Raw genomic sequence first — 22,105 nt, 5'->3', positions numbered from 1 at the left:
ATCCGCGCGGCATGCCTATCCACACCAAGGAGAACATCATGAAATTGATCAAGTACGGCTGTACCGCACTGGCTGCGGTCATGCTTTCCTTTTCTGCACTGGCAGCCACGGATGCCGGTCAGATTGATCGTGAGCTGGTCAAGTACAGCAACGTGCAGATCGAGGTGATGCGGCAGGGCAAAGGGCCGTTGATCGTTATCCTGCCGTCGCTGGGCCGTTCGGGGCGCGACTACGACCAGGTCGCAGATCGGCTCGTCGCCGATGGCTTCCGCGTGTTGCGCCCTGAGCCGCGCGGTATCGGTCAGAGCAAGGGGCCCATGACCAATCTGGACATGCACGCCTTTGCCGCAGACGTGGCTGCGGTGATCGAGCATGAGAAGCAAGGGCCGGCAGTTGTGGTCGGGCATGCCTGGGGCAACTTCCCGGCACGCATGGTGGCCGTGGATCGCCCCGAGCTGGTGCGAGGTGTTGTCTTGGTTGCCGCTTCCGCCGGCAAGGTGCCGCCGGGCTCGACCGAAAAGCCGATCAATGCCGAGATGCGCCAAGCCATCGACGGTGCGGGTGATATGCATCTTTCGGAAGAGCAGCGCCTGGAATACTTGCGTAAGGCATTCTTCGCGCCCGGCAATGACCCGCGCGTGTGGCTCGGTGGCTGGCACGAAGAGACGCATGAGGCTGAGTCCCACGCTCGCAACGTGACACCTGTGGATGCGTACTTTGCGGCCGGCACCGCGCCGATCCTGGACTTGCAGGCAGAACATGATGCCGTGGCGCCGCGCCGCTTCTCGCAGGTTCTCAAATCGATGCTGGGCGATCGCGTGACCGTCGTTGTCGTGCCGAACGCCGGCCATGCCTTTGCCCCGGAACAGCCCAAGGCGATGGCGGATGCGATCGCCACGTTTGCGAAGCGCGTGTACGCAGAACCCACCAAGCAGTAATCGGGATTGCCTGGCATGTGGAGGAAGGTCGTGTGATTTGCCTCCACGGTTCCCGGCAACGCCATTACATGGGGGCAACATGGCGGATCAGATACGTCGCACCATCCTCCGGGGCATCTCGGCTCTTGGCGTTGGCAGTTTGGCAGTGGCTAGAGGCGCCAAGGCGGGCTTGCCAGACGCGTTTCCAAACTCCTCTGGCATTGATCGCCCCTCGCTCATCGCGCCGGCGTTGGCTTGCGATTCACACATCCATATCTACAGCCGCCGCTTTCCCATTTTGAATGAGGATGCCTCGCTGCCATTAAATGCGACCGTCGACGACTACCGACGTGTGCAGCAGCGCCTCGGTACCACGCGGACTGTGGTGGTGCAGCCGGCCAACTACAAGACTGACAACCGGGTCACACTCGACGCTATCGCTCAGTTGGGGATAGAAAATGCGCGTGGTATTGCAGTCGTGACCCCGGAAGTGACAGATCGAGAGCTGCAACGCATGCACGAGGGCGGAATTCGCGGAATCCGTTTCTCATTGTTTCAGCCGGAACATGCGTCAACTCGAGTCGACATGATCGCGCCGCTGGCGCAGCGAGTGCATGCGCTCGGCTGGCATATTCAACTTCAGATGCGTGCGGATCTCATCGTCGAGAATGCAGCATTGCTACACAGCCTGCCGTGCTCCACCGTTTTCGACCACATGGCTCGCTTACCCCACCCAGTGCTCGGCAGTGCGGCGCACCAAGTCTTGATGCGGCTGTTAGATAAGGGCAGGACATGGGTCAAGGTGTCGGGTGCTTATCTGAATACCGCTGGATCACGCGATGACGGCTACGAGGACACTGTTTCTCTTGCGCGATCATTTATCGAGGCTGCTCCAGAGCGCATGGTTTGGGGAAGTGACTGGCCCCATCCTACCGAGAAGGCACGCAAGCCGGACGACGCTGCGTTGTTCGACTTGCTGCAGACATGGGCTCCGGACGAAAGGATTCGCCATCGGATTCTTGTGGTCAACCCTTCCCACCTTTATGGTTTCTCGCCTTCGTAGCGGATTTCGACTGATCACCGCAGTACGTCTCGGCATCGCCTCCTAGACCACGCTGAGTGCGTATCGAGCCTGCGCACTACGGCACGACCGCGGATATAGCATCTTCAGGAAACACCGGCTGTGCTTACCTCTCTCCGTCCCCGCATTCTGCTGACTTGCCTTGGCATCGTAGTCGGCGCGTTGGCCTTTACCGGCATCCTCAACTATTTTGTTACCCGCTCCTACAACGACGAATCAATTCGGCAAGAAGTGCAATCCGTTGGACGCGGTCACATCGTGGGAATCGACGACTGGATTACGTCCAAGATGCAGATGGTGCTCGCTCTTCAGGACGTGGCGCTCTCTGCTGATCCACTCGGCATCTTTAAGGCCGTCGCCGACGCAGGTGGGTTCATCAACGTATTCGTTGTTTACCCGGATAAATCCTACAAGTTCTCCAATCCAGAGGGGGTGCCTGCCAACTACGACCCCACAGCACGTGCTTGGTACAGGGAGGTTGTGGCTGCCGCGAAACCTATCGTGGTTTCACCTTATATCAGCGCGCTCAACGGCAAGCTGGTTGTTTCTTTCGCGGTCCCTATCCTGCGCGATAGCAGTTTGAAGGGTGTCGTTGTCGGTACGGTTTCGATGGATACGGTCATTGCCAACGTGAAGGCCATCCACCCAACGCCCGCCAGCTTCGGCTTTCTCGTCAACGCGGCGGGCAAGATCGTCGCGCACCCGAACGACAAGCTCACGCTCAAGCCCGCGACCGATCTGTCGGCCGGCCTGAACGAAGCCACGCTGACATCGCTGGCCCAGGGCACGGAGACCAACAAGCCGGTAGCGGTCGATATCGATGGCGCCACCAAGCTGCTGTATCGCCAGGGCGTGAAGGGCACCGACTGGGGCCTCGTGGTGGCGCTGGACAAGGCCGATGCCACCGCCGGCATGCGCTCGCTGGTGATGACCTCCGCTGGCGCGCTGGTGGGCGTGGCCGTGGTGGCCGCACTCATCGTGGGCGCGATGACGGCACGCGCGTTTCGCCGCCTGTCGATGATCCGCGATGCGATGGACGATATCGGCTCGGGCAGCGGCGACCTTACCAAGCGCTTGCCCGCTGACGGCGAGGACGAAGTCGCGCAGATCGCCCGCTCGTTCAACGCCTTCGCCGACAAGCTCACGGCGGTGATGCAGCAGATCCGCCTGGGCAGCGATTCGGTGCGTTCGGCTGCGCAGGAGATCGCTGCCGGCAATGCAGACCTTTCGCAGCGCACGGAAGAGCAGGCCAGCTCGCTAGAGGAAACCGCCTCCAGCATGGAAGAACTGACGAGCATCGTGAAGCAGAACGCCGACAATGCGCGTCAGGCCAGCCAACTGGCCGTGACGGCATCGGACGTGGCCACGCGCGGCGGCGACGTGGTCGGCCAGGTCGTGCAGACCATGGGCGGCATCAACGAGAGCAGCAAGAAAATCGCCGACATCATCGGCGTGATCGAGAGCATTGCCTTCCAGACCAACATCCTGGCGCTGAACGCCGCGGTGGAAGCCGCGCGCGCGGGCGAGCAGGGCCGAGGCTTTGCCGTGGTGGCGAGCGAAGTGCGCAACCTCGCGCAGCGTTCGGCCGGTGCGGCCAAGGAGATCAAGTCGCTCATCAGCGACTCGGTGGACCGCGTGTCCAACGGCACGACGCTGGTCGATCAGGCCGGCGTGACGATGGCTGAGATCGTTGACGCGGTGAAGCGCGTGACCGACATCATGGGCGAGATTTCGGCCGCGTCGGAAGAGCAGAGCAGCGGCATCGAACAGGTCAACCGGGCCGTCAACCAGATGGACCAGGTCACCCAGCAGAACGCCGCATTGGTCGAACAAGCTGCCGCCGCTGCGGAATCGCTTGAAAAACAGGCCCACAACCTGAACGTGGCGATTCGTAGCTTGGGAGAAATCCGCTCGTAGTTTCTTTACCCGGTCGGCAACGCTGCTCACTCAAAGAAGCGCGCTTTCAAGGGCATGAGGGCAGCGCCGATGACGGCTGCGTTGCCGCTTGCCTCCCTAGCACGAGTTTGGGCCTTGGAGGGACAACGCCGTAGCGGTACTTCTCCCAGAATCGAGGGCGCTGGATCAACATGCTTCCGAGTTCGGGTGGCCGCTGGCCGCCAAAGGCGATGACTTCTGGAACGATCAGGCCGCTCACTAAATTGATGACACGGTCCAGCGCGGGCAGTGTCCGAGCGATCCAGCTTTGCACACTCGGCGATGCCGGATCGAAGCGGCAGCGCAAATCTTCCACCGAAGCGACGTCGACGCCATTCGCGCGCAACTCATGGATCGGGAACTGCAGCGTGGGCCGTCGCTCGACCTCCGCGTCAGTGAAGATGGTCATCTCACCGCGTTGCCGTGCGAGCCGAAGTACGGCCTGCCATCGATGATAGAGCCGCTGCCGAATCCGTGGTTGAACAACAGGTAGAGGAAGTTGCGCGCCCACAGGCCGGTGTCCAGCAGGCTTTCGCCAATGGTTGTGGTGGTCGCTTGTTCTCGATCCAGACCGGCAGCTTGAACTGGGCTTCAAAGATCGGTGCCAGATCGATCAGCGACCAATCCCGTGGTGGCTTTGGCGCGATCACTTGCTTGCCGCCGCCGACAAAGAAGCCGGTCATGGCGAAGCCGATCCCGATCACATGTTCACGCTGGACTTTGTTGCGCTTCAGGAGTTGCCCGACTTCATCGTTCAGCTTGGTGAGCGACGCATCGCGCTGTGTGGGCGGCTTGGGGACCAGGCTCTCTTCAAGGATGTTGGCGCCCAGGTCGGCAAGGCACAGCGCTATGGAGTCGGTATTGATCGACACGCCAGTCGTATAGGCCGCGTCGCGTACCAGCTCAATCTGCTGGCTGGGCTGACCGAGCAGCCATACGACAAGGCTCACGCTCGCGCACTGGGTCTTTAGGCTACACGGCGGCGGCATGATGACCAAGCGCGTGAGCTTGCCGCGCGCAAATTGCGTCAAGCGGCTGACAGGTGCTCCAATCGAATGCTGGGAACCTGCCGTAGCCCTAGTTCTTGGGAAGCTAGCAGGGGGCGTGGCCGGCCAAAAACGCGATTATGGGCGTCGATCAGGATCGGTACGTTGAAGCCGAAGGACTGGATGCTCCCGGTCAGGTGCCGGAGCTGGCGCGGACTGTGCAACCGTGCGGTTCGCGGGTCAGGGTGCAGGACTTCGGTGGGCCGATAGTTGACGTCGAGAGGACGAGGTTTTGGGGTGCCGGAGGGTAGTCCCTTGCGAGTTGGGGTGGCCATGCGTTGCTCTTGGCGAAGCGTCCGGGCTATCCAGGCTCGCATGGCTTATATTCAGGCGCCCATCCCTCCTGAAAATCTGCTTGGATCATCTTGAGAAACTTGGTATGGCAGCGGCCCGTTTTTTCGGAGCGAGCCTGAGGAAGGGCGAGGCAGTTCGGGGTACTGCTCAAAGTAATCAAGCATCTTGTGGCGTGGCATTCCCTGCTGGTGGAACGTTACGAACAACTGCTTGATGAGCGCATGGTCGAAGTATCCCGTCCACTTGCGTAGCCCAGGCAGCCTAATTAGTCCTTGGTAAGGGCCACACCACAGTTCGCGCGACACGTCGTATTGCGCGAGCGATTTCTGCCTCGTCGGTACGGCGGCGCGCTCTGTCTACCCTGGGCGCCAGCCGCAGTCAGGATGGCCCCCCCAAGTTGCGTGTGCCAAGTCTTCGGTATCCCCAAGTACACATGCAGGAGGTAATGGCGCTGGACGAGGTCGAGGCATGTCGCAAAGCGGAGCGCCCTAGTTTCTACCAGAGACATCACACATTGTCTGTCTGGGAGATGAGCGGCCGGACCGAGTAAACCCTGAAATGGCCGCTCCTCTCGCGGCGCGGGCGGGTCCAAATCACGTCTCCTGCGACGTGATTTGCGGCATCCCCGGGTGCCCCTTGGCCTGCACCTATGCAATTGCTGTATAGCGGCTATGGTTTCCATCCGCCTTATTCGAGAGCGTTGCCTCCAGTAGAGTGATTAAAAGCACAAACGCAGCTTCTTCGCTTGGCACCCCATAGATGGCCTGGTTTGGTGCAGAAAGTTGCCTTCCTAGTGCGGGGAATCCTTTTTGGAGTGTGACATGTCAATGGGTGTAGAGCCGGGCTGGGTCGACGTAGGCGGGGTTCAGACTCGCTACTTTGCGAAGGGCGAGGGCCCGCCCATGCTGTTGATCACCGGAGGCCACTTCGGGAATCCGACAGCCACCTCGGTTGTGCAGACTTGGGATCGGAATTTCGATGCGCTTTCGACCGCATTCCATGTAATCGCTGTAGAGAAGCTGGGCCAGGGCCATACAGCAAATCCGCTTCACGATGACTTCACGATGCAAGCGGTCGTTGAACACCTGATCGCTTTTCTCGACAAGCTCGGGTTGAAGAACGTTCATCTTGTCGGTCAGTCCGCCGGTGCACTTCCGGTTGTGGCGATCGCCAAATTTCGACCAGATCTGGTCGGTACCTGCACGCTAATCAATACCAGCACGCTGTCCCCTGGTGTGGGCATGACAGACGTCAATCTGGCCGGCTGCCCCTACCCGCCGTACACGCGAGAGAGCCAGCGGTGGGTGATGGAGCGGTCTGCATTCTCATCGGCCTCAGTCACACCCGAGTACGTCGAAGCGGGTTTTGAAGTCTTGAACTTACCTAAATACAAAGAGGGCGTTCGCATCATGCAGGGTGGCGTCAAGGAGGGCATCTTCCTTCCGCGGCTGGCGCAGCTGAAAAGGGAACTCTTGCAATGGCTAGGCGATGGTGGACTAGGCCGGCCCACCCAAGTGATTTGGGGAGCGAACGACCGGACGGCGTCTGTCAGCCGCGGGCTGGAGCTCTTCAGGATGATTGCTGCTCACGAACGTCAGAGCTCCATGTCAGTCATCAACGAGGCCGGGCACCACCCATTTCGTGAGCATCCCGAACACTTCAACGACCTGTTGATGCGATTTGCAAAAAGAAATGCGCACTAGCGGGAATGTACGGCCATCAGGGCCTTGTGTCTTTGCTCTGAGCAGTCCGCGGTAGTCGAGCAGTCTTTCGCATACTTCAATGGGTGAGCGTCTTGGAAATTTGTACGGTTGATTTGGACGGAGTCTCAACGCGCTACGTCAGTGCAGGTAAAACTGGTGAAACGGTGATCTTTCTTCACGGAGGAACACCTGCGAGCCTGTTGAGGCAAAACGCCTTCATCTGGGAGCGGAATCTAGACGCGCTTGGTGAGGAGTTTCGCGTTCTTGCTCCGGATCTTCTTGGTATGGGTCATACGCGGGTTGCGCCTGATGCGGTAGTAACCATCGAGCAGATGACAAAGCATGCTAGTAAGTTTGCCGACGTCGTATGCCCTGGACCGGTGCACCTCGTTGGGCACGATGAAGGCGGCATCATTGCCTTGAATCTTGCGTATGCATCGCCGGCGCGCGTTTCCTCCGTGACGTTGGTCGGTTCCCGGGCCGCTCCGACGGGGGATGGGATCGCCAGTCTCGCGCTCGCGGGATGTCCCTCTCCTAGTGCTGATCGCCATGGACAGGCATGGCTTATGGAAAGGATGTCCTTCTCAGAGACTCATATTGGAGAGGGGGCCTTCCTAGAAGACGTAGCTTCCGTGAGTGCCACAAAAGACTTGGCGCCTGAGGCGGTGGTTACGATGAAGGCGTCGATATCTCGAGCGAAGTCGGTATGTTTCGCAAAATTTCGGGACGAAGGGTTCCCTGCGCCTATACAACTTATCTGGGGTCTCCAAGACCAGATTATCCCGATCGAGCATGCGTTCTCCTTGTATGGGCTTCTCTTAGAGAAGCAGCCATCCGCGCATCTTCGAATCGTTAACCGGGCTGGCAACCTGGTATTCCGGGAGCGCGCAGCAGAGTTCAACGGGTTGATTCGCTCGTTTATTGGTGTTGAAGCCTCGTTGATCCGCCGGCGCCACGGTAGCAGCTTGCCCGGCTAGTCAATCATTCAGGAGAGATGGCGTGGATGCGAATGTGCTTGGAGCGGTAGGGGCGGCGTTGGTTACGCTGCTTGAGCCGCATCGGTTGTTGTTCTTGTTTGGTGGCGTGACGATTGGTTTGGCGGTGGGGATAATTCCGGGGATTGGAGGAGTTGCGGGGGTGGCGATTCTGCTGCCATTCACGTTCGCCATGGACCCCGCAACCGCTATCGCTCTTTTGCTGGGACTACTTTCAGCGGTTACCATTGGAGATCCAATCTCCGCCATCGTGCTTGGAGCGCCCGGTTCGGCTGCTTCGGCGGCAACCACGCTAGACGGCTTCCCAATGACAAAGCGAGGGGAAGCCGGAAGAGCCTTGGGGGCGGCATATTTCTCCGCAATGCTGGGAGGGCTGTTTGGCGCATTGTTGATGGGGGTTGCCATCCCCGTTATCAAGCCCGCCATCCTCTATGTCGGTTCGCCAGAGCTACTGGCGATGGCAGTACTGGGACTGTCTCTCGTCGCAGTTCTTTCGGGTCGGACGCCTCTGCGCGGTCTCACGGTTGCCTGCTTTGGCGTAATGCTGGCGATGATTGGACCTGATACGCAGACTGCTACGGATCGTTGGACATGGGACCTAGATTATCTTCTGGATGGCCTGCCACTTGTCCCGCTGACATTGGGTCTGTTTGCGCTGCCGGAGCTCTGTGACTTGGCAGTCAGCCGTACCTGCCTCGTGGGTGACGCGGTTCCAACGTCTAGCTCTGATTTGGCTCAGCGTCGCGGATGGCGGCGAGTGCTCCAGCCGGGGCTTTTGGATGGTCTGCGAGATTGCTTCCGTCATTGGTTCCTTATTTTGCGGTGCTCCTGGATTGGTGCCGTAGTTGGAGCCGTGCCGGGAATTAGCGTTTCAGTCATCGAGTGGATTTCCTATGGCCACGCACTGAAGACTGAGAAGGATGCCTCCAAGACATTTGGCAAAGGGGATGTCCGTGGTGTTATCGCCGCGGAGAGCGCGGCCAATTCGCGCGAAGGTGGAGCCCTGGTACCGGCCATCGTGTTCGGTGTACCGGGCTCGGCAGGTATGGCGCTGCTGCAAGGCGCTTTTCTTATGCACGGATTGGTTCCCGGTCCGGAAATGCTGACGAAACACCTGGATCTCACTTACGCGATGATCTGGAGCGTTGCGTTAGCCAACATTCTGGGGTCCGGCCTTTGCTTCCTGTTCTCGGGCCACTTTGCAAAGCTTGCAACGCTGCGCTACACCTTGATTCTGCCAGTGGTCCTCTGCTTCGTTTTCGTTGGCGCATTCGAAGGGCAGCGCAGTTGGGGGGATCTCGTTTCGCTGTTCGTGTTCGGTGTGTTGGGTTCGATTTTGAAGCATGCCAAGTGGCCACGTCCTCCGCTTGTACTCGGATTCATTCTGGGTTCGATCGTTGAACGGTATATGTTTATTTCAATCGAGCGCTACGGAATGGATTGGATCACGCGACCTGTTGTGGCGGCGTTGTTCTTGCTGGCGGCGTTCGCGATCCTGGGTCCGCTGTATCAGGACGTACGTGCACATGGTGGTATCCGTGGAATGCTGTCTGGCTTCTCCAAGCCCCACTGGCGGGCCACCAACTGGCTCCATGTGGTGATGCTCTGCGCGTTCGCCTTTCTTGTGAGCCAAACAATAGAATGGAATTTTGCAGCAAAGATTATTCCGATGATCGTTGGCATAGCTGCCATTTCCTTCTGCTCGATCGCGTTGTTGAACGAGGTATTCAGATCGACCGTGACGACGGGCAATCCCGACAAGATCCATATGGACGTCGGCGGCAACTTCGAGAATCTCAGCCAGCGTACGGTGCTGCTTCGCTCCGCCATCTTCTTCGGTTGGATTCTGCTGTTTATGACGTCCATGGCACTCATAGGTTTGATTCCGACGGTACCGCTGTTCATTGTGGCTTACATGCGGCTGGAGGGCAGGGAGAGCTGGAGGACGACCGCAATGCTGTCGATTGGCACGACACTATTTGTCTACCTGGTGTTTGACAGGCTTCTTCTTATCCCATGGCCAGGGTCTTTCGTCGGAGACTGGATTCCTGTCCTAAAAGGTGTCATTCCATCGATGTAACTTGCAGACATATAGACAGGTATTACACCTGCGAAAGGAGACTGCCATGAAGATTTTGTTCACCGCCCTTGCTGGCCGGGCTTGCTTGATTGCTGCTTGTGCTGCAGCCGCACCAGCCATCGCTGCCGATGCCAACTTCTACCAAGGGAAAACCATCGAAATTGTTATTGCATCCGGCCCCGGGGGTTTTGACTACATTGGTCGCCTCGTTGCACGTCACCTAGGGAAGCACATTCCCGGTAACCCCAACGTGGTTGCCCAAAACATGCCTGGTGCCGGCGGCCTCGCCGCCGCGAACTACCTTTACCGAAAGGGTAGGAAAGACGGCACAATGCTGGGGCAGCTGCCGGCAAACATTATCGTAGAGGACTTGCTGGGAAGCCCTGGGGTTTCCTTCAAGGCGGCTGAGTTCAACATGATCGGCCGCGTTGCTAGTGGGATTAATCTGACGTTCGTCCGGTCGAGCGATAGCAAGATCAAGTCGATCGCCGATGCGAAGAGCACAGAGACGGTGCTGGGAACGACGGCACCGGCCTCGTTGGTTCAAGTCTTTCCCAACGTCATGAATCACCTGGTCGGCACGAAATTCAAATTCGTTTCGGGATACCGGGACTCGGCGTCCACTATTCTCGCCGCAGAGCGTGGCGAGGCGGATGGTGCGACGATCGGTATCAATTCGCTGTATTCGCTCCGACCGAGCTGGCTGAAGGACGGAGCAGTGAGGTTTCTCGTCCAGTACACGCCGACGCGAAGCAGCCAACTTCCTGATGTTCCTGCTGTAACCGAATTCGTTAGCTCACCCAAAGACCGTGAGGTCCTGAATATTTTCCTCACGGCGGTTACGCTCGGTCAACACATCACCGCGCCCCCGGGTGTTCCCGCTGAACGCATCAAGATCCTCCGAGATGCCTTCGATGAAATGCTGAAAGATCCCGCGTTACTTGCCGAGATCAAGACATCGCACACTTGGTTTGATCCGATGAGCGGGGCGGAGCTGCAGAAGCTCACGCGAACCGATCAGTTCAGTCCGGACGTGATTGCGCGGGCAAAAGCGATCCGGGTGAGCAAGTAGGACATGCTGTAACGCGAGAAGCCTCAATCGCGAGCTGCCGCACGCACCGATTTTTTGGTGTATCGGCAGCTCGTTTCATTTTGCCCAGCTGTGGCTAAGATGTGCATATTCCGAAATAGAGGAGAGGCAAGGTGGACATCACAGGACTACGCTACTTTGTTGAAGTAGCCAAGGCAGGAAGCTTCTCTCGGGCTTCGGTAACCATCGGGATGGCGCAGCCATCCTTGAGCCGCCATATTCGGAAGCTCGAGGAAGAACTTAAGCATGAGCTGTTCTACCGCCACGGCCGAGGCGTCGTCTTGACGGATGCCGGCGTGCAGCTCCAGAACACAGCCAACACGATCCTGTGCCTATTGGAAGACGTGAAACGGGAGCTAGTGGAAAGCGGCGGAACACCGCAAGGGCGCGTAACTCTCGGTGTCCCCCCATCGATTGGGGCCACTCTGGTATCACCCATTGCTATGCACTTCCGGCAGGTCTGTCCGGGCGCAGGTCTTCGCGTAAAGGAAGGGTTCAGTAGCTCGTTGGGCGAATGGATAGAGGAGGGGCTTCTTGATGTCGCGGTACTCTACGATGCCGCGCGAAATCGCAATCTGAACGCGGCACCGCTGATCTTAGAAGACTTATTTCTGATACAGAATCGCGAGATGCCAGCAGATCGAGATGTAGAACTGCACGAGCTGGAGGGCATGCCGCTGGTTCTAACTGGTCCGGAGAATGGACTACGGCGTGTAATCGAGCGAGCAACCGAGCAGGCTGGCATCAAGCTCAATATCGTGATGGAAGTCGACTCGATTCCAGCACTTCGGCAGTTGGCGGGTGCCGGCATGGGAGCCACCATCTTGCCTTTTGGAGCCGTGCATCGCGAGATTCGCATGGGCAGGCTGGTCGCAAGGAAGATAGCATCACCTGATATGCGAGCCCTTTTGGTCGCTGCAACACCGCTCAACCAGCCAATTTCCCCTGCAGCGCGCTCGCTCCTTCGGGTCATTCATGCAGAGGCGTTGAGGTTTGTGGAATCCGGTGTGCTCAGGGGGACTGTTGACTGCAACCTCAACCGCATTCAGGACGATCTTAGTGGTATTGAAACCGAGTAGTGCCTATGCGCAACCTCATTGGGGGACGCTACCGGTCCGCTACTTCTTATCGCGGACCGGTGGCTCTTTACCTGCTAGAACTTATGTCGGATACCAAGCGCCACGCCCGTTTGGCCAATGTTCGGGTTGTCTAGATTCGCCACGCTGGTGAAGTTAAGGCCAGCGTTCTTTGCGTAGGCCACCGACCCGTACAAGTCGGTCCGCTTTGAAAGCGAGTAAATGGCTGACACCGCTGCCTGCCAGGGATTGGGGGGATTGGTACCGTTTTGGACGCGTACGTCATCGTAGTAGTAGGCTGCGATCAAGGTCAACGGGCCATAGACTTGTTGCCTGACGCCGAACCACCAGAGGTTGTCTCGGAACGTCACTGCACGCGTTGCGCTGGTGTCCTGTCCCCAGCGATAGCCGGCCATGATCGATGTCTTCGAGAATTCATACGAAACGGCGGCCCCAAGCCTCTTTGAGGCCGTATATCCCTGGGCGGTTGGCGCTCCAAAGAGCGTGTCGAAAGCGACGGTGCCGGAAAGGTTTGCAGCCGATGCTTCAATTGCCGCACCCCACGCGCTATTCGCTTGCATGCCGCCGGGTTGTTCACCAAACGACCGGTAGGCTCCAACGCGAACTGGGCCGAAGTCGCCGGTGTACTTCACGGCGTTGTCGACTCGCTGCGACGCGAGGCTGTTGTACGGCTCGAAGGTCGTTGAATATGCTTGGGGGGCGAAGTCCAGAATAAAGTCGTACATCGTGGAGGATGTGCGACCAGCGATGACCGTTCCATAGGCACTGGTGGAGAGGCCAACATACGCGTGGCGGTTGAACAGCCGTGTAGAGTCTCCCAACGCGCCCGTATCATTGGAAAAGCCATTCTCAAGAAGGAAAATCGCCTTGAGGTCACTTGATAGCGCTTCCGAACCCCGAATTCCCCACCTCGGCGATGAAAGCCCTCCGCTGTTTAACGAAACAAGGTTGCCGGTGCCAGTCTTTCCACTATTGTTGCTGGTGTAAGCGATGTTGGTACCAGCGACTCCGTAGAGCGTGACCGAGCTCTGGGCCATTGCCGAACTTGCGCAAGATATCGACCCCGTCAACAGCAGGAGTGCTAGGGGTTTTCGATGTGATTTCACGACAGGACGCTCCCTTAAGTACGTTGTGGTTGTGGTGCTACGTTGAAATCAATGTCTTGCGAAAGCTGCGTCAGAGCGACGCGAGGCCCGTTGGCTTATCTCCTGATCGACCAGAGGTCATCAATCAGTTGAGCGGTGCCGTCGTCTTTCAGCTTGATGAGATGGGCGAGAAGGGTGCGCTGCGCGGCTCGTCGTATACGGGGATCGACCGCTTTGGGATACGAGATCCGCAGAAGATCCTCGATCGAAATAGGGGGGAAGCTGCGAAGCGCGTCCAGGATGCTTGCTTCTTTTCGTCGCCTCAGCTCAACCAGCTCGGAGACGTAGGCTCTCGGGTCGTAGAGAGCAGGGCCGTGCGCTGCTAAATAGCAGTTGTCATCTCTGGCCAAAAGGCGCGCCAAGCTGCTTAGATACTGGGCCATGCTTCCGTCCGGTGCGGCCACGAACGAGCTAGACCAGCCCATGACATGGTCTCCAGTGAAGACGATGCCATCGCGCCGGGCGAAGCATAGATGGTCCGAACAATGTCCCGGGGTATAGAGCACGTCTAGGCCAGCGACTATGTCGCCATCGGCAAGCGACACATCGGGTTGGAATCCCTGTTCGACTGGATATCGGAAGGCATATGTTGTGGCCCCCGTTTTTGCCACCAAGGCATCCAGCGCCCCGATGTGGTCCCGATGTGCATGAGTCAGCAGAATCTTCGTGATCTGAGCCGGGGTTGCCGCAAGAATGGCATCGATATGCGCTGAATCTTCTGCCGGCCCAGGGTCGATCACTACCGTGCCTTCTGCGTGGTCCAATAGATACGTGTTCGTGCCGTGGTATGTGAGCGGACCAGGATTGTTCGCCACGATGCGGCGGATGCCCGGCAGCAAAAGCTCTGCCCGAGCGCGGGTTGGCTCTGGTTCTGTCGAGTAGGAAATGGTCATCTTGGTTTGCGCTGTTTCCCGCGCAACTGCCGGCGCAGGGTGCTGTGGCTGTGGAAACTAGATTGCCAGAGGGCTCAATGGTGAGATAGGCATGGAACTGGATTGCTGATATGCGAAGCTGCTCTGGCACATCAATCTCCGACTTTCTGGAGGACGTTTTTAGAGCAGATTGAAGACGATAGTCTCCCCCCAAAAAAAAACGGCCCAATCTGGGCCGTATAACCACCTCGTATCGACGGGGCAGAGAAGTTATCTGCGTACTTCGATGCCTGCCTTCTCCCGGTCCCAAAGTAGCTCCGGATTTTCCTGTGCTGCTTCACGCAGCTTGACCTTGAGAACCTTCTGGCTCGCATTGACGGGAAGTTCGTTGACGTACTGCACGAAGCGAGGAACCATGAAGTAGGCCATCTTCGACGCGCAGTATTCGATGAGAGCGACTTCGCTGAGTTGTTGGTCGGTGCGCAAAACAATGCTGACGGCCACTTCGTCTTCGCTCAGCTCCGACTTCACAGCGTAGGCGGCTACCTCCTGCACTGCGGGATGATTTTGGATGGTCTGCTCGACTTCCCAGGCAGAAATGTTTTCTCCTCGGCGACGAATGGAATCCTTGGCGCGGTCCTTGAAATACAAATAGCCGTCCTCGTCCATGTAACCCAGATCGCCCGTGTGATACCAGCCGTTCCGGATCATTGCCAGCGTCTGCAGAGGCATCTTGTAGTACCCCGACGACGTGTGCCAGGGTACATTGCAGCGAATCACAATTTCTCCCACTTCACCCCGTGGGACTTCGAAATCCTCGCTGTCGACAATCATGATTTCCCAGCCGTCACGTGCACGTCCGCACGAGCCGAGCTTCTCTCGTGGGTCATTGAGTGTGTAAGAAACTGGTGCACCGACGTCCGTCAAGCCATAGGTCGACACGAAGCGCACGTTGAAGCGCTCCTCAAACTCCCGAGCGAATTTCGGCACAGGGGCGACGCGGCAGAATCGAACGTTGTGGTTTTTGTCCTCCGGAGACGGCGGTGTACTCCAGATGAAGTTCGCCATGGAGCCAAGCAGATTAAACGTGGTTGCCCCCGCTTTCCTGACGTCGCTCCAGAAGCGAGATACCGAAAATCGTCGTGTAAGAGCGATTGAGCCCTCCGACATCAGAGACAGATATGCTGCTCCTCGCAGGGCGCTAGCGTGAAACAAGGGGAGGCAGATGTAGTAGACGTCAGTATTGGCGTAGCCGTAGCTTCGCGCATAGTTGAGCCCTGTCAGAAGCATTGCCGCTTGGCCGAAGATCACGGCCTTGGATGGACCGGTCGTTCCGGATGTAAAGGCAATGAACGCAGGGTCGGAGTAAACAGCGCGCTCCGTCGGTGGAGCATCAGCGCCATCATCGAGAGCACAGAATCGGATGTATGACCCGTCCGGTTTCTCTGCTTCGGCGTCGGCAGCCGTGGTAGGGGTCCCAATCACCCTCGTCAGCTTCGGAAGTTCGGCGCGCACTTCGGTGATGCGATCGAGCAATGTCAGGTCGACAAATACAGCCTCGACATCCGCCAGTTCCAAGTAATACTTAAGCAGGTCCCCACGAGATGCGGTATTGATCGGGACTGTCACCGCACCAATTTTCCCAAGGGCAAAGTACAGAAGAAGCTGCTCTGCGCAGTTATCCATCATGACGGCCACATGAGTGCCGCGCCCAATACCCATGGAAATCAGGCTATTGGCCCAGCGGTTCGTGATGCTGTTGATTTCCGCATACGTGTACTGGCGCCCGGTTTCCAGGTAGGTCAGATAGACCTTGTCACCGATTTCTGCTGCGCGCTTCTCAAGAATCTCTCCGATCGTCAATTTTCGGATGTCATAGTCGAGAAAGAGGGAGTTTGACAACGCCATGTGATGTCCTGTGAGTGGGGGCGGGGTGTGTGCCGCGGCTGCGGAGCTCAGATGCCAGTCCGGAGGTATAAGCATTAATCCGAGTGGTGTTACGGATTCTATGGATTCTGAATCTGCTGACTACAGGCTCTATTCGATACCAGCTATAGCTGTCGTGGATGGACCTCGCAATTTTTGTATAGCTGCTAGCGAGGTAGCGTACGTTCTCCTCCACTTGCGGCATCGCTAGACTCATTCCAGTCGTCGGACGCTATTCGAGCACCGAACAAAAAAGGATGAGTGTATGGACAGCAAAACCTTGGTGATTGGAGGTGGCATTGGAGGACTTGCCACGGCACTGGCCCTTCTCCACCGCGGTCACGACGTTGAGGTGTATGAGCGCGTTCCCGATCTGCAGGAGATTGGGGCTGGTCTCACGCTCAGCCCGAACGGTACGCGGCTTCTCTTCTCACTCGGCTTGGAGTCTCAGATTCGCGAACTAGGTGTTCTATCTCGCGACCGTGAGTTGCGCCTCTGGAACACTGGACAGGCGTGGCCGCTGCAGAACCAGGGCAGCACATCAGAGCTGCGTTACGGTGCCCCATATCTAACGATGCATCGCGGCGACCTGCACACCATGCTGCTCGACGCCGTGAAGGAAAGGAAAGCGGACGCCGTGCGGACAGGGTATCGGTGCGTTGACGTGTTCAACTCGTCCAGTGGGGTGGTGGCCAAGTTCGAGAACGGCATGACGGCAACGGGTCAGATGCTGGTCGGTGCAGATGGCATCCACTCAGCGGTTCGCGAACAACTCCATGGAACTCCAAAGCCCCAGTACGTTGGAAACATCTTCTGGCGCGGAATGATTCCGATTGAGAAGGTGCCGGAGCGAGAGCGTGGCGTCGCCAGCAGTTGGATCTCGCCACAAGGCAATGTGACGATGTACCCCGTTCACAAGGGCGAGCTATTCAACTTTGTGGGGACCGTCAAGAAGCCGAACTGGCATACCAACTCGTGGACGGAGAGTGGCTCCATCGAGGAGTGCCTGGCGGATTTCGAGGGCTGGCACCCGAACATTCGTAGCATCATCTCTCATATCGAAACCCCATACAAATGGGGGTCATACCTCTACGAGACAGAGAAGTCATGGTCGAAGGGGCGGATTACGCTCTTGGGCGATTCTTGTCACGCGATGCCGCCATCGTTGGGCCAGGGTGCAAACATGGCCATCGAAGATGCGGTTGTCTTCGCCAGATGCGTCGAGAAATATGCTCCCGATTGGGAGCTCGCGTTGGGTTGGTACGAAAGCCTTCGCCAGCCACGCACGAAGAAGGTCGTTGATCAATCTTGGGCCCAATCCAAGCGTCGGCACAACGAGGCGCTTGCGAACCCTAATACGGCAGTCGACTACATCTCGCAGCACTGGGCTCCGAGCAAAGTTGGCGACTGGTATGACTGGATTTACGAGTACGACGCGAATGCAGTCCATGTCTGACGGCGGCCGCATATCCATCTGATATGAAGAACCACCCAAGTCCAAAATGATGAAGAGAGAATTTGATTCAACGTCGCTTGCCCAAGCCGCAGATTTTCTGCTCAGTGACTATTTGCGCCTATCTCCAAACGAGGAGGTGCTGCTTACCGCTGACCTATGCACCGACATGACTGCCGTCCTCGCCGTCGCGCAGGCAGCACGCGTTCATGGTGCAAAGGTGTGCATTCTGACAATTCCTCAGTTGCCATATCAGGGGAAGCTGGCGGATCCGCACCTTACGGAAGCGGTATCCGCAGGACTAAAGAGTTGTGACGTGTGGGTTGATTTCACCTTCCCATACATCAGTGGGTCCGCGGCTCACGCAGAGGCATTGTCTCAGGGGCGCATGAGGTCCGTGAACATCCTCGACCTTGGGGCGGACGGGCTCATTCGATTGTTCGGAGATCTCGATTTTGATCGGCTGTTCTCAGTCCAGACGCGATTGGACAGCTTCATTGCCGCGGCGGAAGGAAAGCGCTGCCGGGTAGTGAATGATCAAGGGACTGATGTGACTTTTGTTCTTGGAAAGCCCAAGGCGGGAAAGTTGCGACGCCAGTCCGTGCCAGGCACCACGTCGCCTCCTGGCTCAACGGTCATGATTCCAGACCCCGCATCTGTAAAGGGTAAGGTGGTGGTGAATGCTGTCTTCCATGAGTGGTATGCGCGCTTAGATGAGCCGCTTACCATTGATGTGGATGGCCCTATCCGTAGCGTTGCTGGTGGAGGTAGTCACCGAAAAGTCTTCGAAGCGGCGCTGCGAAGGGCGAGCGCTGGTGGGCTTGGTTCAATCATCCACTTTTCCCACGGGTTTCATCCGAGGGCGCGCTTCACAGGGAAATCGTTCAACGAAGACATTCGCGTGCGCGGTAGCGATGCGATCGGGTTTGGCACCCCATGGTGGGAGGAGGGAGGGGGAGAAAATCACCCGGACGCCGTATGCATTGAGCACAGCGTGTATGTCGATGAGGTCCTCGTGATTGATCATGGAGTTCTCATTGTTCCCGACGAGTTGAGCGAAGCGGACGAGATCCTGGCGCGGTCGTGACATCTAGGAGATTTACATGACAAACATTCATCTCAGGACGCGACTGTGCGAACTGCTTGATATCAACTATCCAATATGCCTCGCTGGAATGGGGTCTCAAGGGAGAGCAACACCTCCGGCCCTCGTTGCGGCAGTCTCGGAAGCGGGCGGTTTGGGCGTTATCGGAGGGGCGGGCCTTTCCGCTGCACGGCTACGCACTGTTATCCGAGAGGTTAGAGCATTGACCACCAAGCCGATTGGCGTCAATCTCGTTCTGCCACAAGCCACAGCGAAAGCGGAGTTGGACAGAAGCCGGATTCGACAAGAGATCCTGAAAGAGTTTCCAGAGCATGTGGCCTTTGTACGCGACCTCGCAAAGGGATTCGGCATTGAACTGGTTGAGTTGGACAGCCGAATTGCCGTGTCAGGCGCTGCTACAGCGGATGGTACGGATGCGGGACTCCGGGGCTCACGCGCCGAGCTTACTCGTAGCCTAATCGACGTGGTCCTCGAGGAGGACGTGCAGGTATTCGCCGGTGCTGTTGGCGACCTGAAGCTGATTGCGGGACCAGCACACGAGAAGCGAATGCTTGTGATGGGCCTGGCTACGAGCACTAAGCAAGCAAGAAGTTACGCAGCAGCGGGTGCTGACCTTGTCATCGCACAAGGTCTGGAGGCGGGTGGTCATGTAGGTCGAATCCCGAATTTCGCACTGCTGCCTGATGTCGTCGACTCGGTTCCCGTGCCCGTCATCGCGGCCGGCGGCATTAGCGACGGGCGCGGTATTGCGGCATCGTTAGCTTTCGGCGCGGTCGGCGTCTGGATAGGGACAGCCTTCCTGGTTGCCGAGGAGTGCAATATTCCGGCCGAGCACAAATCGCAGATTCTGAAAGGCCGCCTGGAAGATTTTCGCAGCGACCGAATTTACTCTGGTAGTCCGATGCGTGGTTTCCGAAACGCGACGATCAAAGCATGGGAAGACTCCGGCTTGGAACCGCTCGCAAATCCGTATCAAAAGGTGTTGATGGATGATTTCAATGCGGCAGCGGCAGCTGCCGGACGATGGGACCTACACAGCAATCCCAGCGGTATCGGCGGAGGGCTACTGACAAAAGCCAGGCCAGCACAACAAATTGTCGAGGACCTCGTAAAAGATGCGGCGGAAGCAATTTCTCGACTCGCTGGCAGCCTTTGATGCATCCTGGAGCGCCCGCCGGGTACAAGTATGTAGGCAAAGGGCAAGGGAAACTGTCCAAGGACATTCCCGCAGCAGACGTCGCTGCCGTTGAATGCGACGGTCGATGATTATCGACGTATGCAGGAGCGCCTCGGTACTACGCGGACTGTGGTGGTGCAGCCGGCCAACTGCAAGACTGACAACCGAGTTACCCTCATGCTATCGCTCAGTTGGGTACCGAAAAATGCGCGCGGCATTGCTGTCGTGATGACCTGCCCCCGGAGATTAGTACGCTGACGATGTAGAGTCCGGTCCGAAGTGAGCGGCCTCGGTTTTCAGTGCCAACAGCAACGTTAGTCTTCGGCTTCTTGTTGGTCCGTCAGTTGGGCCTGCAGGCCCAACTGACGGACGTATTCGGCAGGGGACACTTCGCCTAGGGCCCTGTGAGGCCGATTCTCGTTGTATTCCACCCGCCACTGCTCAATTTGCTCTTTGGCGTCCGTCAGCGACGTGAACCAGTGTGCGTTCAGACATTCGTCGCGAAGCGTGCCATTGAAGGACTCCACGAATGCGTTATCCGTTGGCTTGCCTGAACGTGGTCGACGATTACACGCGCGAGTGCGTGGTCATCGAGGTTGATACCTCGTTGCCGGGCTTGCGGGTGAAGCAAGTGCTTGAACGGCTGAAGGAGATGCGAGGCTTGCCCGCGTCCATCACGGTGGACAACGGTCCGGAGTTCGCTGGTAAGGTGCTGGACGCATGGGCCTACGAAGCGGGCGTCACGCTGTCGTTCATCCGGCCCGGCAAGCCAGTGGAGAAACGCCTACATCGAGAGCTTCAACGGGCGGTTCCGCGATGAGTGCCTGAACGAGCACTGGTTCACGAGCCTTGCCATGCACGCGCTCTCATCGCAGCCTGGCGCCAGGATTACAACGAGGCGCGGCCACACAGCGTATTGAATTGCCAACCGCCTGCAGAATTCGCAGCGCGGTATCGAGCAACAGCGGTGGCCCCTGCCGTCCAGGAGCAAACTTGAACGGGGCTCTACTAGATGCCCTTTGGTCTTGTTACTGGGGGCAGGTCACGGGTTCGACTTCACGATCCTCGGCAGCTCGGAGTCTCTCAAGTGACGCAGCAGTCTGGTAAAGCCCGACTTGGCATAGTGCTAGCGCTGAACGATCACCGTGTTGCCAGCAGGCTTACTTCGCGCTTGCTGGTACTGGTCTCCGCTTGCGTGTCGACATACGGCGCTCCTGCTTGACCGCTCTCTCAGGTTCAGCGGTAGAACTGAGGCTGGCCGCAGTCTCTTTGAGCAACGTTCGGAGCCATGCGATTGCGGGATCGCGCTCCTGGTATTTGTGCCATTGCAGGTTTTCCGAGAAGGTCGGAATGGCAATCGGACATGCCATGACCCGCAGTGGGAAACGGGCCGCCATCTGGCGTGCAAGGCGCGATGGCAGCGTGGCAATTCTGGATGTCCCGACGATCAACTCAGGCACCAGCGTGAAATTCGGCGCGATCACGCTTTGTTGCCGGGTCCGCTTGCCCGTTGAAATCATGCGTGCATCGAACGTGACGCGCCGCCCGCCGCCCCATTCGATGCTCACGTGGGTCGCTGCGAAATACTGTTCCTCCGTCAGGGTTCCACCATAAGTGGAATCCGCAGCACACACGACACAAGAGAACGAGTCTTCGAAGAGCGGTTCGTTTGGGTGCCCGGGCACCATCGCGAACTCGGGCGAAATGAGTAACTCCGCTTCGCCGCTTTCGAGGTGCTCGGGCGTCTGCGGGCTGATCGCACGCAGGTCGAACTGCATCAGCGGCGCCAGCTTTTCCGCCCGTCGGACCACCTCCGACAAAAATACACTGATGACGTAATCAGACGATTCGATCGTGAATCGTCGGGTCGACGTGGCTGGGTCAAACGAAGGCCTCGCGCGGGTAATCGCCTGAATCTGCAGCAGTACATCCCGTACCGGCTTGCTGAGCTCCATCGCCAGCGGCGTCAGCACTTGCGTCTTGCCGACAGGCACGAGCAACTCGTCTTCGAAATAGTCGCGCAGGCGCGCCAGCGAACAGCTTGTCGCCGGTTGGCTCAGGAAGAGCCGCTCGGCGGCTTTCCCCACGCTGCGGCTGGAGAGGAGGGCGTCGAGGACGACCAGTTGATTCAGATCCAGTTTGTTCAGACGCATGCATGTGACATTTACACAGTGGATGTTCCGTATTTA

At 58.0% G+C, this 22,105-nt stretch carries 17 protein-coding genes and 2 pseudogenes; 12 read left to right on the top strand and 7 right to left on the bottom strand.

Annotation, left to right across the window (positions count from 1 at the left end; translation table 11 throughout):
- The first annotated feature begins 38 nt into the window (after window positions 1–38).
- The 3 genes from NG900_RS16110 (at window position 39) to NG900_RS16100 (ending at window position 3,915) form a co-directional block, all read left to right on the top strand.
- Complete coding sequence (locus NG900_RS16110) at window positions 39–938, top strand: alpha/beta fold hydrolase (protein WP_252682286.1); 900 nt, start codon at window positions 39–41, stop codon at window positions 936–938.
- A 79-nt stretch (window positions 939–1,017) separates the two neighbouring features.
- Window positions 1,018–1,980, top strand: coding sequence for an amidohydrolase family protein (locus NG900_RS16105; RefSeq protein WP_252682284.1), 963 nt, complete (start codon window positions 1,018–1,020; stop codon window positions 1,978–1,980).
- Window positions 1,981–2,100: 120 nt separating this feature from the next.
- Complete coding sequence (locus tag NG900_RS16100; RefSeq protein WP_252682283.1) at window positions 2,101–3,915, top strand: methyl-accepting chemotaxis protein; 1,815 nt, start codon at window positions 2,101–2,103, stop codon at window positions 3,913–3,915.
- 46 nt (window positions 3,916–3,961) lie between these two features.
- Here NG900_RS16100 and NG900_RS16095 read toward each other — a convergent pair whose 3' ends face one another.
- On the bottom strand, window positions 3,962–4,342 hold the full coding sequence (locus NG900_RS16095; RefSeq protein WP_252682281.1) for a hypothetical protein: 381 nt from the start codon (window positions 4,340–4,342) through the stop codon (window positions 3,962–3,964).
- Between the two features lies 1 nt (window position 4,343).
- Window positions 4,344–4,964 (bottom strand): ROK family protein, encoded by a 621-nt coding sequence (locus NG900_RS16090; RefSeq protein ID WP_252682280.1) that lies wholly within the window; start codon window positions 4,962–4,964, stop codon window positions 4,344–4,346.
- 1,211 nt (window positions 4,965–6,175) lie between these two features.
- Between NG900_RS16090 and NG900_RS16085 the strand changes: the two genes are divergently transcribed.
- The 5 genes from NG900_RS16085 to NG900_RS16065 all read left to right on the top strand — a co-directional run bounded on the left by NG900_RS16085 (window position 6,176) and on the right by NG900_RS16065 (window position 12,220).
- Complete coding sequence (locus NG900_RS16085) at window positions 6,176–6,976, top strand: alpha/beta fold hydrolase (protein WP_252682278.1); 801 nt, start codon at window positions 6,176–6,178, stop codon at window positions 6,974–6,976.
- Between the two features lie 92 nt (window positions 6,977–7,068).
- Window positions 7,069–7,953 (top strand): alpha/beta fold hydrolase, encoded by an 885-nt coding sequence (locus NG900_RS16080; RefSeq protein WP_252682276.1) that lies wholly within the window; start codon window positions 7,069–7,071, stop codon window positions 7,951–7,953.
- Between the two features lie 22 nt (window positions 7,954–7,975).
- Window positions 7,976–10,051 carry a tripartite tricarboxylate transporter permease gene (locus tag NG900_RS16075; RefSeq protein WP_252682274.1) on the top strand — a complete coding sequence of 692 codons (2,076 nt, stop codon included), beginning with the start codon at window positions 7,976–7,978 and terminating at the stop codon, window positions 10,049–10,051.
- Between the two features lie 46 nt (window positions 10,052–10,097).
- A complete protein-coding gene (locus NG900_RS16070) occupies window positions 10,098–11,123 on the top strand; it encodes a Bug family tripartite tricarboxylate transporter substrate binding protein (RefSeq protein ID WP_252682272.1) in 1,026 nt (341 codons plus the stop codon).
- A gap of 131 nt (window positions 11,124–11,254) precedes the next feature.
- A complete protein-coding gene (locus tag NG900_RS16065) occupies window positions 11,255–12,220 on the top strand; it encodes a LysR family transcriptional regulator (RefSeq protein ID WP_252682271.1) in 966 nt (321 codons plus the stop codon).
- Between the two features lie 74 nt (window positions 12,221–12,294).
- Here the strand turns inward: NG900_RS16065 and NG900_RS16060 are convergent, their stop codons facing one another.
- The 3 genes from NG900_RS16060 to NG900_RS16050 form a co-directional block, all read right to left on the bottom strand.
- Window positions 12,295–13,344, bottom strand: coding sequence for a porin (locus tag NG900_RS16060; RefSeq protein ID WP_315862376.1), 1,050 nt, complete (start codon window positions 13,342–13,344; stop codon window positions 12,295–12,297).
- 95 nt (window positions 13,345–13,439) lie between these two features.
- The gene (locus NG900_RS16055; protein WP_252682267.1) at window positions 13,440–14,276 is read right to left on the bottom strand and encodes an MBL fold metallo-hydrolase; all 837 of its coding nucleotides are present in this window, start codon (window positions 14,274–14,276) and stop codon (window positions 13,440–13,442) included.
- 249 nt (window positions 14,277–14,525) lie between these two features.
- Window positions 14,526–16,163, bottom strand: coding sequence for an AMP-binding protein (locus NG900_RS16050; protein WP_252682246.1), 1,638 nt, complete (start codon window positions 16,161–16,163; stop codon window positions 14,526–14,528).
- Between the two features lie 283 nt (window positions 16,164–16,446).
- On the opposite strand from NG900_RS16050, the gene NG900_RS16045 reads away from it, so the two are divergent.
- Genes NG900_RS16045 through NG900_RS16035 form a run of 3 tightly spaced genes read left to right on the top strand, consistent with a single transcriptional unit; the run spans window position 16,447 to window position 19,895 of the window.
- Entirely contained in the window at window positions 16,447–17,637 is a 1,191-nt protein-coding gene (locus NG900_RS16045) for an FAD-dependent monooxygenase (protein ID WP_252682244.1), read from the top strand.
- A 46-nt stretch (window positions 17,638–17,683) separates the two neighbouring features.
- Entirely contained in the window at window positions 17,684–18,721 is a 1,038-nt protein-coding gene (locus NG900_RS16040; protein ID WP_252682242.1) for a 2,5-dihydroxypyridine 5,6-dioxygenase NicX family protein, read from the top strand.
- A 16-nt stretch (window positions 18,722–18,737) separates the two neighbouring features.
- Window positions 18,738–19,895, top strand: coding sequence for an NAD(P)H-dependent flavin oxidoreductase (locus tag NG900_RS16035; RefSeq protein ID WP_252682240.1), 1,158 nt, complete (start codon window positions 18,738–18,740; stop codon window positions 19,893–19,895).
- 335 nt (window positions 19,896–20,230) lie between these two features.
- Here the strand turns inward: NG900_RS16035 and NG900_RS16030 are convergent.
- A pseudogene (locus NG900_RS16030) lies at window positions 20,231–20,473 on the bottom strand (integrase core domain-containing protein); the annotation flags it as partial.
- On the opposite strand from NG900_RS16030, the pseudogene NG900_RS16025 reads away from it, so the two are divergent.
- Window positions 20,467–20,913, top strand: a pseudogene (locus NG900_RS16025) (integrase core domain-containing protein); the annotation flags it as partial. The pseudogenes NG900_RS16030 and NG900_RS16025 sit on opposite strands and share 7 nt — an antisense overlap.
- A gap of 163 nt (window positions 20,914–21,076) precedes the next feature.
- Here the strand turns inward: NG900_RS16025 and NG900_RS16020 are convergent.
- Window positions 21,077–22,069: a LysR family transcriptional regulator gene (locus NG900_RS16020; RefSeq protein ID WP_252682238.1), complete on the bottom strand. Its 993-nt coding sequence runs from the start codon at window positions 22,067–22,069 to the stop codon at window positions 21,077–21,079.
- Window positions 22,070–22,105 lie beyond the last annotated feature (36 nt).

It is taken from the genome of Ralstonia soli (assembly GCF_023955655.1).
Classification (GTDB): domain Bacteria; phylum Pseudomonadota; class Gammaproteobacteria; order Burkholderiales; family Burkholderiaceae; genus Ralstonia; species Ralstonia soli.
This window is presented reverse-complemented; position numbering and strand designations above follow the sequence as displayed.

Excerpts from the sequence above, each read along its gene's own strand:
- NG900_RS16050 (WP_252682246.1), bottom strand. The coding sequence starts at position 16,163 with ATGGCGTTGTCAAACTCCCTCTTTCTCGACTATGACATCCGAAAATTG.
- NG900_RS16035 (WP_252682240.1), top strand. The coding sequence starts at position 18,738 with ATGACAAACATTCATCTCAGGACGCGACTGTGCGAACTGCTTGATATC.
- NG900_RS16095 (WP_252682281.1), bottom strand. The coding sequence starts at position 4,342 with ATGACCATCTTCACTGACGCGGAGGTCGAGCGACGGCCCACGCTGCAG.
- NG900_RS16020 (WP_252682238.1), bottom strand. The coding sequence starts at position 22,069 with ATGCGTCTGAACAAACTGGATCTGAATCAACTGGTCGTCCTCGACGCC.
- NG900_RS16055 (WP_252682267.1), bottom strand. The coding sequence starts at position 14,276 with ATGACCATTTCCTACTCGACAGAACCAGAGCCAACCCGCGCTCGGGCA.
- NG900_RS16105 (WP_252682284.1), top strand. The coding sequence starts at position 1,018 with ATGGCGGATCAGATACGTCGCACCATCCTCCGGGGCATCTCGGCTCTT.
- NG900_RS16045 (WP_252682244.1), top strand. The coding sequence starts at position 16,447 with ATGGACAGCAAAACCTTGGTGATTGGAGGTGGCATTGGAGGACTTGCC.
- NG900_RS16070 (WP_252682272.1), top strand. The coding sequence starts at position 10,098 with ATGAAGATTTTGTTCACCGCCCTTGCTGGCCGGGCTTGCTTGATTGCT.
- NG900_RS16040 (WP_252682242.1), top strand. The coding sequence starts at position 17,684 with ATGATGAAGAGAGAATTTGATTCAACGTCGCTTGCCCAAGCCGCAGAT.
- NG900_RS16085 (WP_252682278.1), top strand. The coding sequence starts at position 6,176 with ATGCTGTTGATCACCGGAGGCCACTTCGGGAATCCGACAGCCACCTCG.
- NG900_RS16110 (WP_252682286.1), top strand. The coding sequence starts at position 39 with ATGAAATTGATCAAGTACGGCTGTACCGCACTGGCTGCGGTCATGCTT.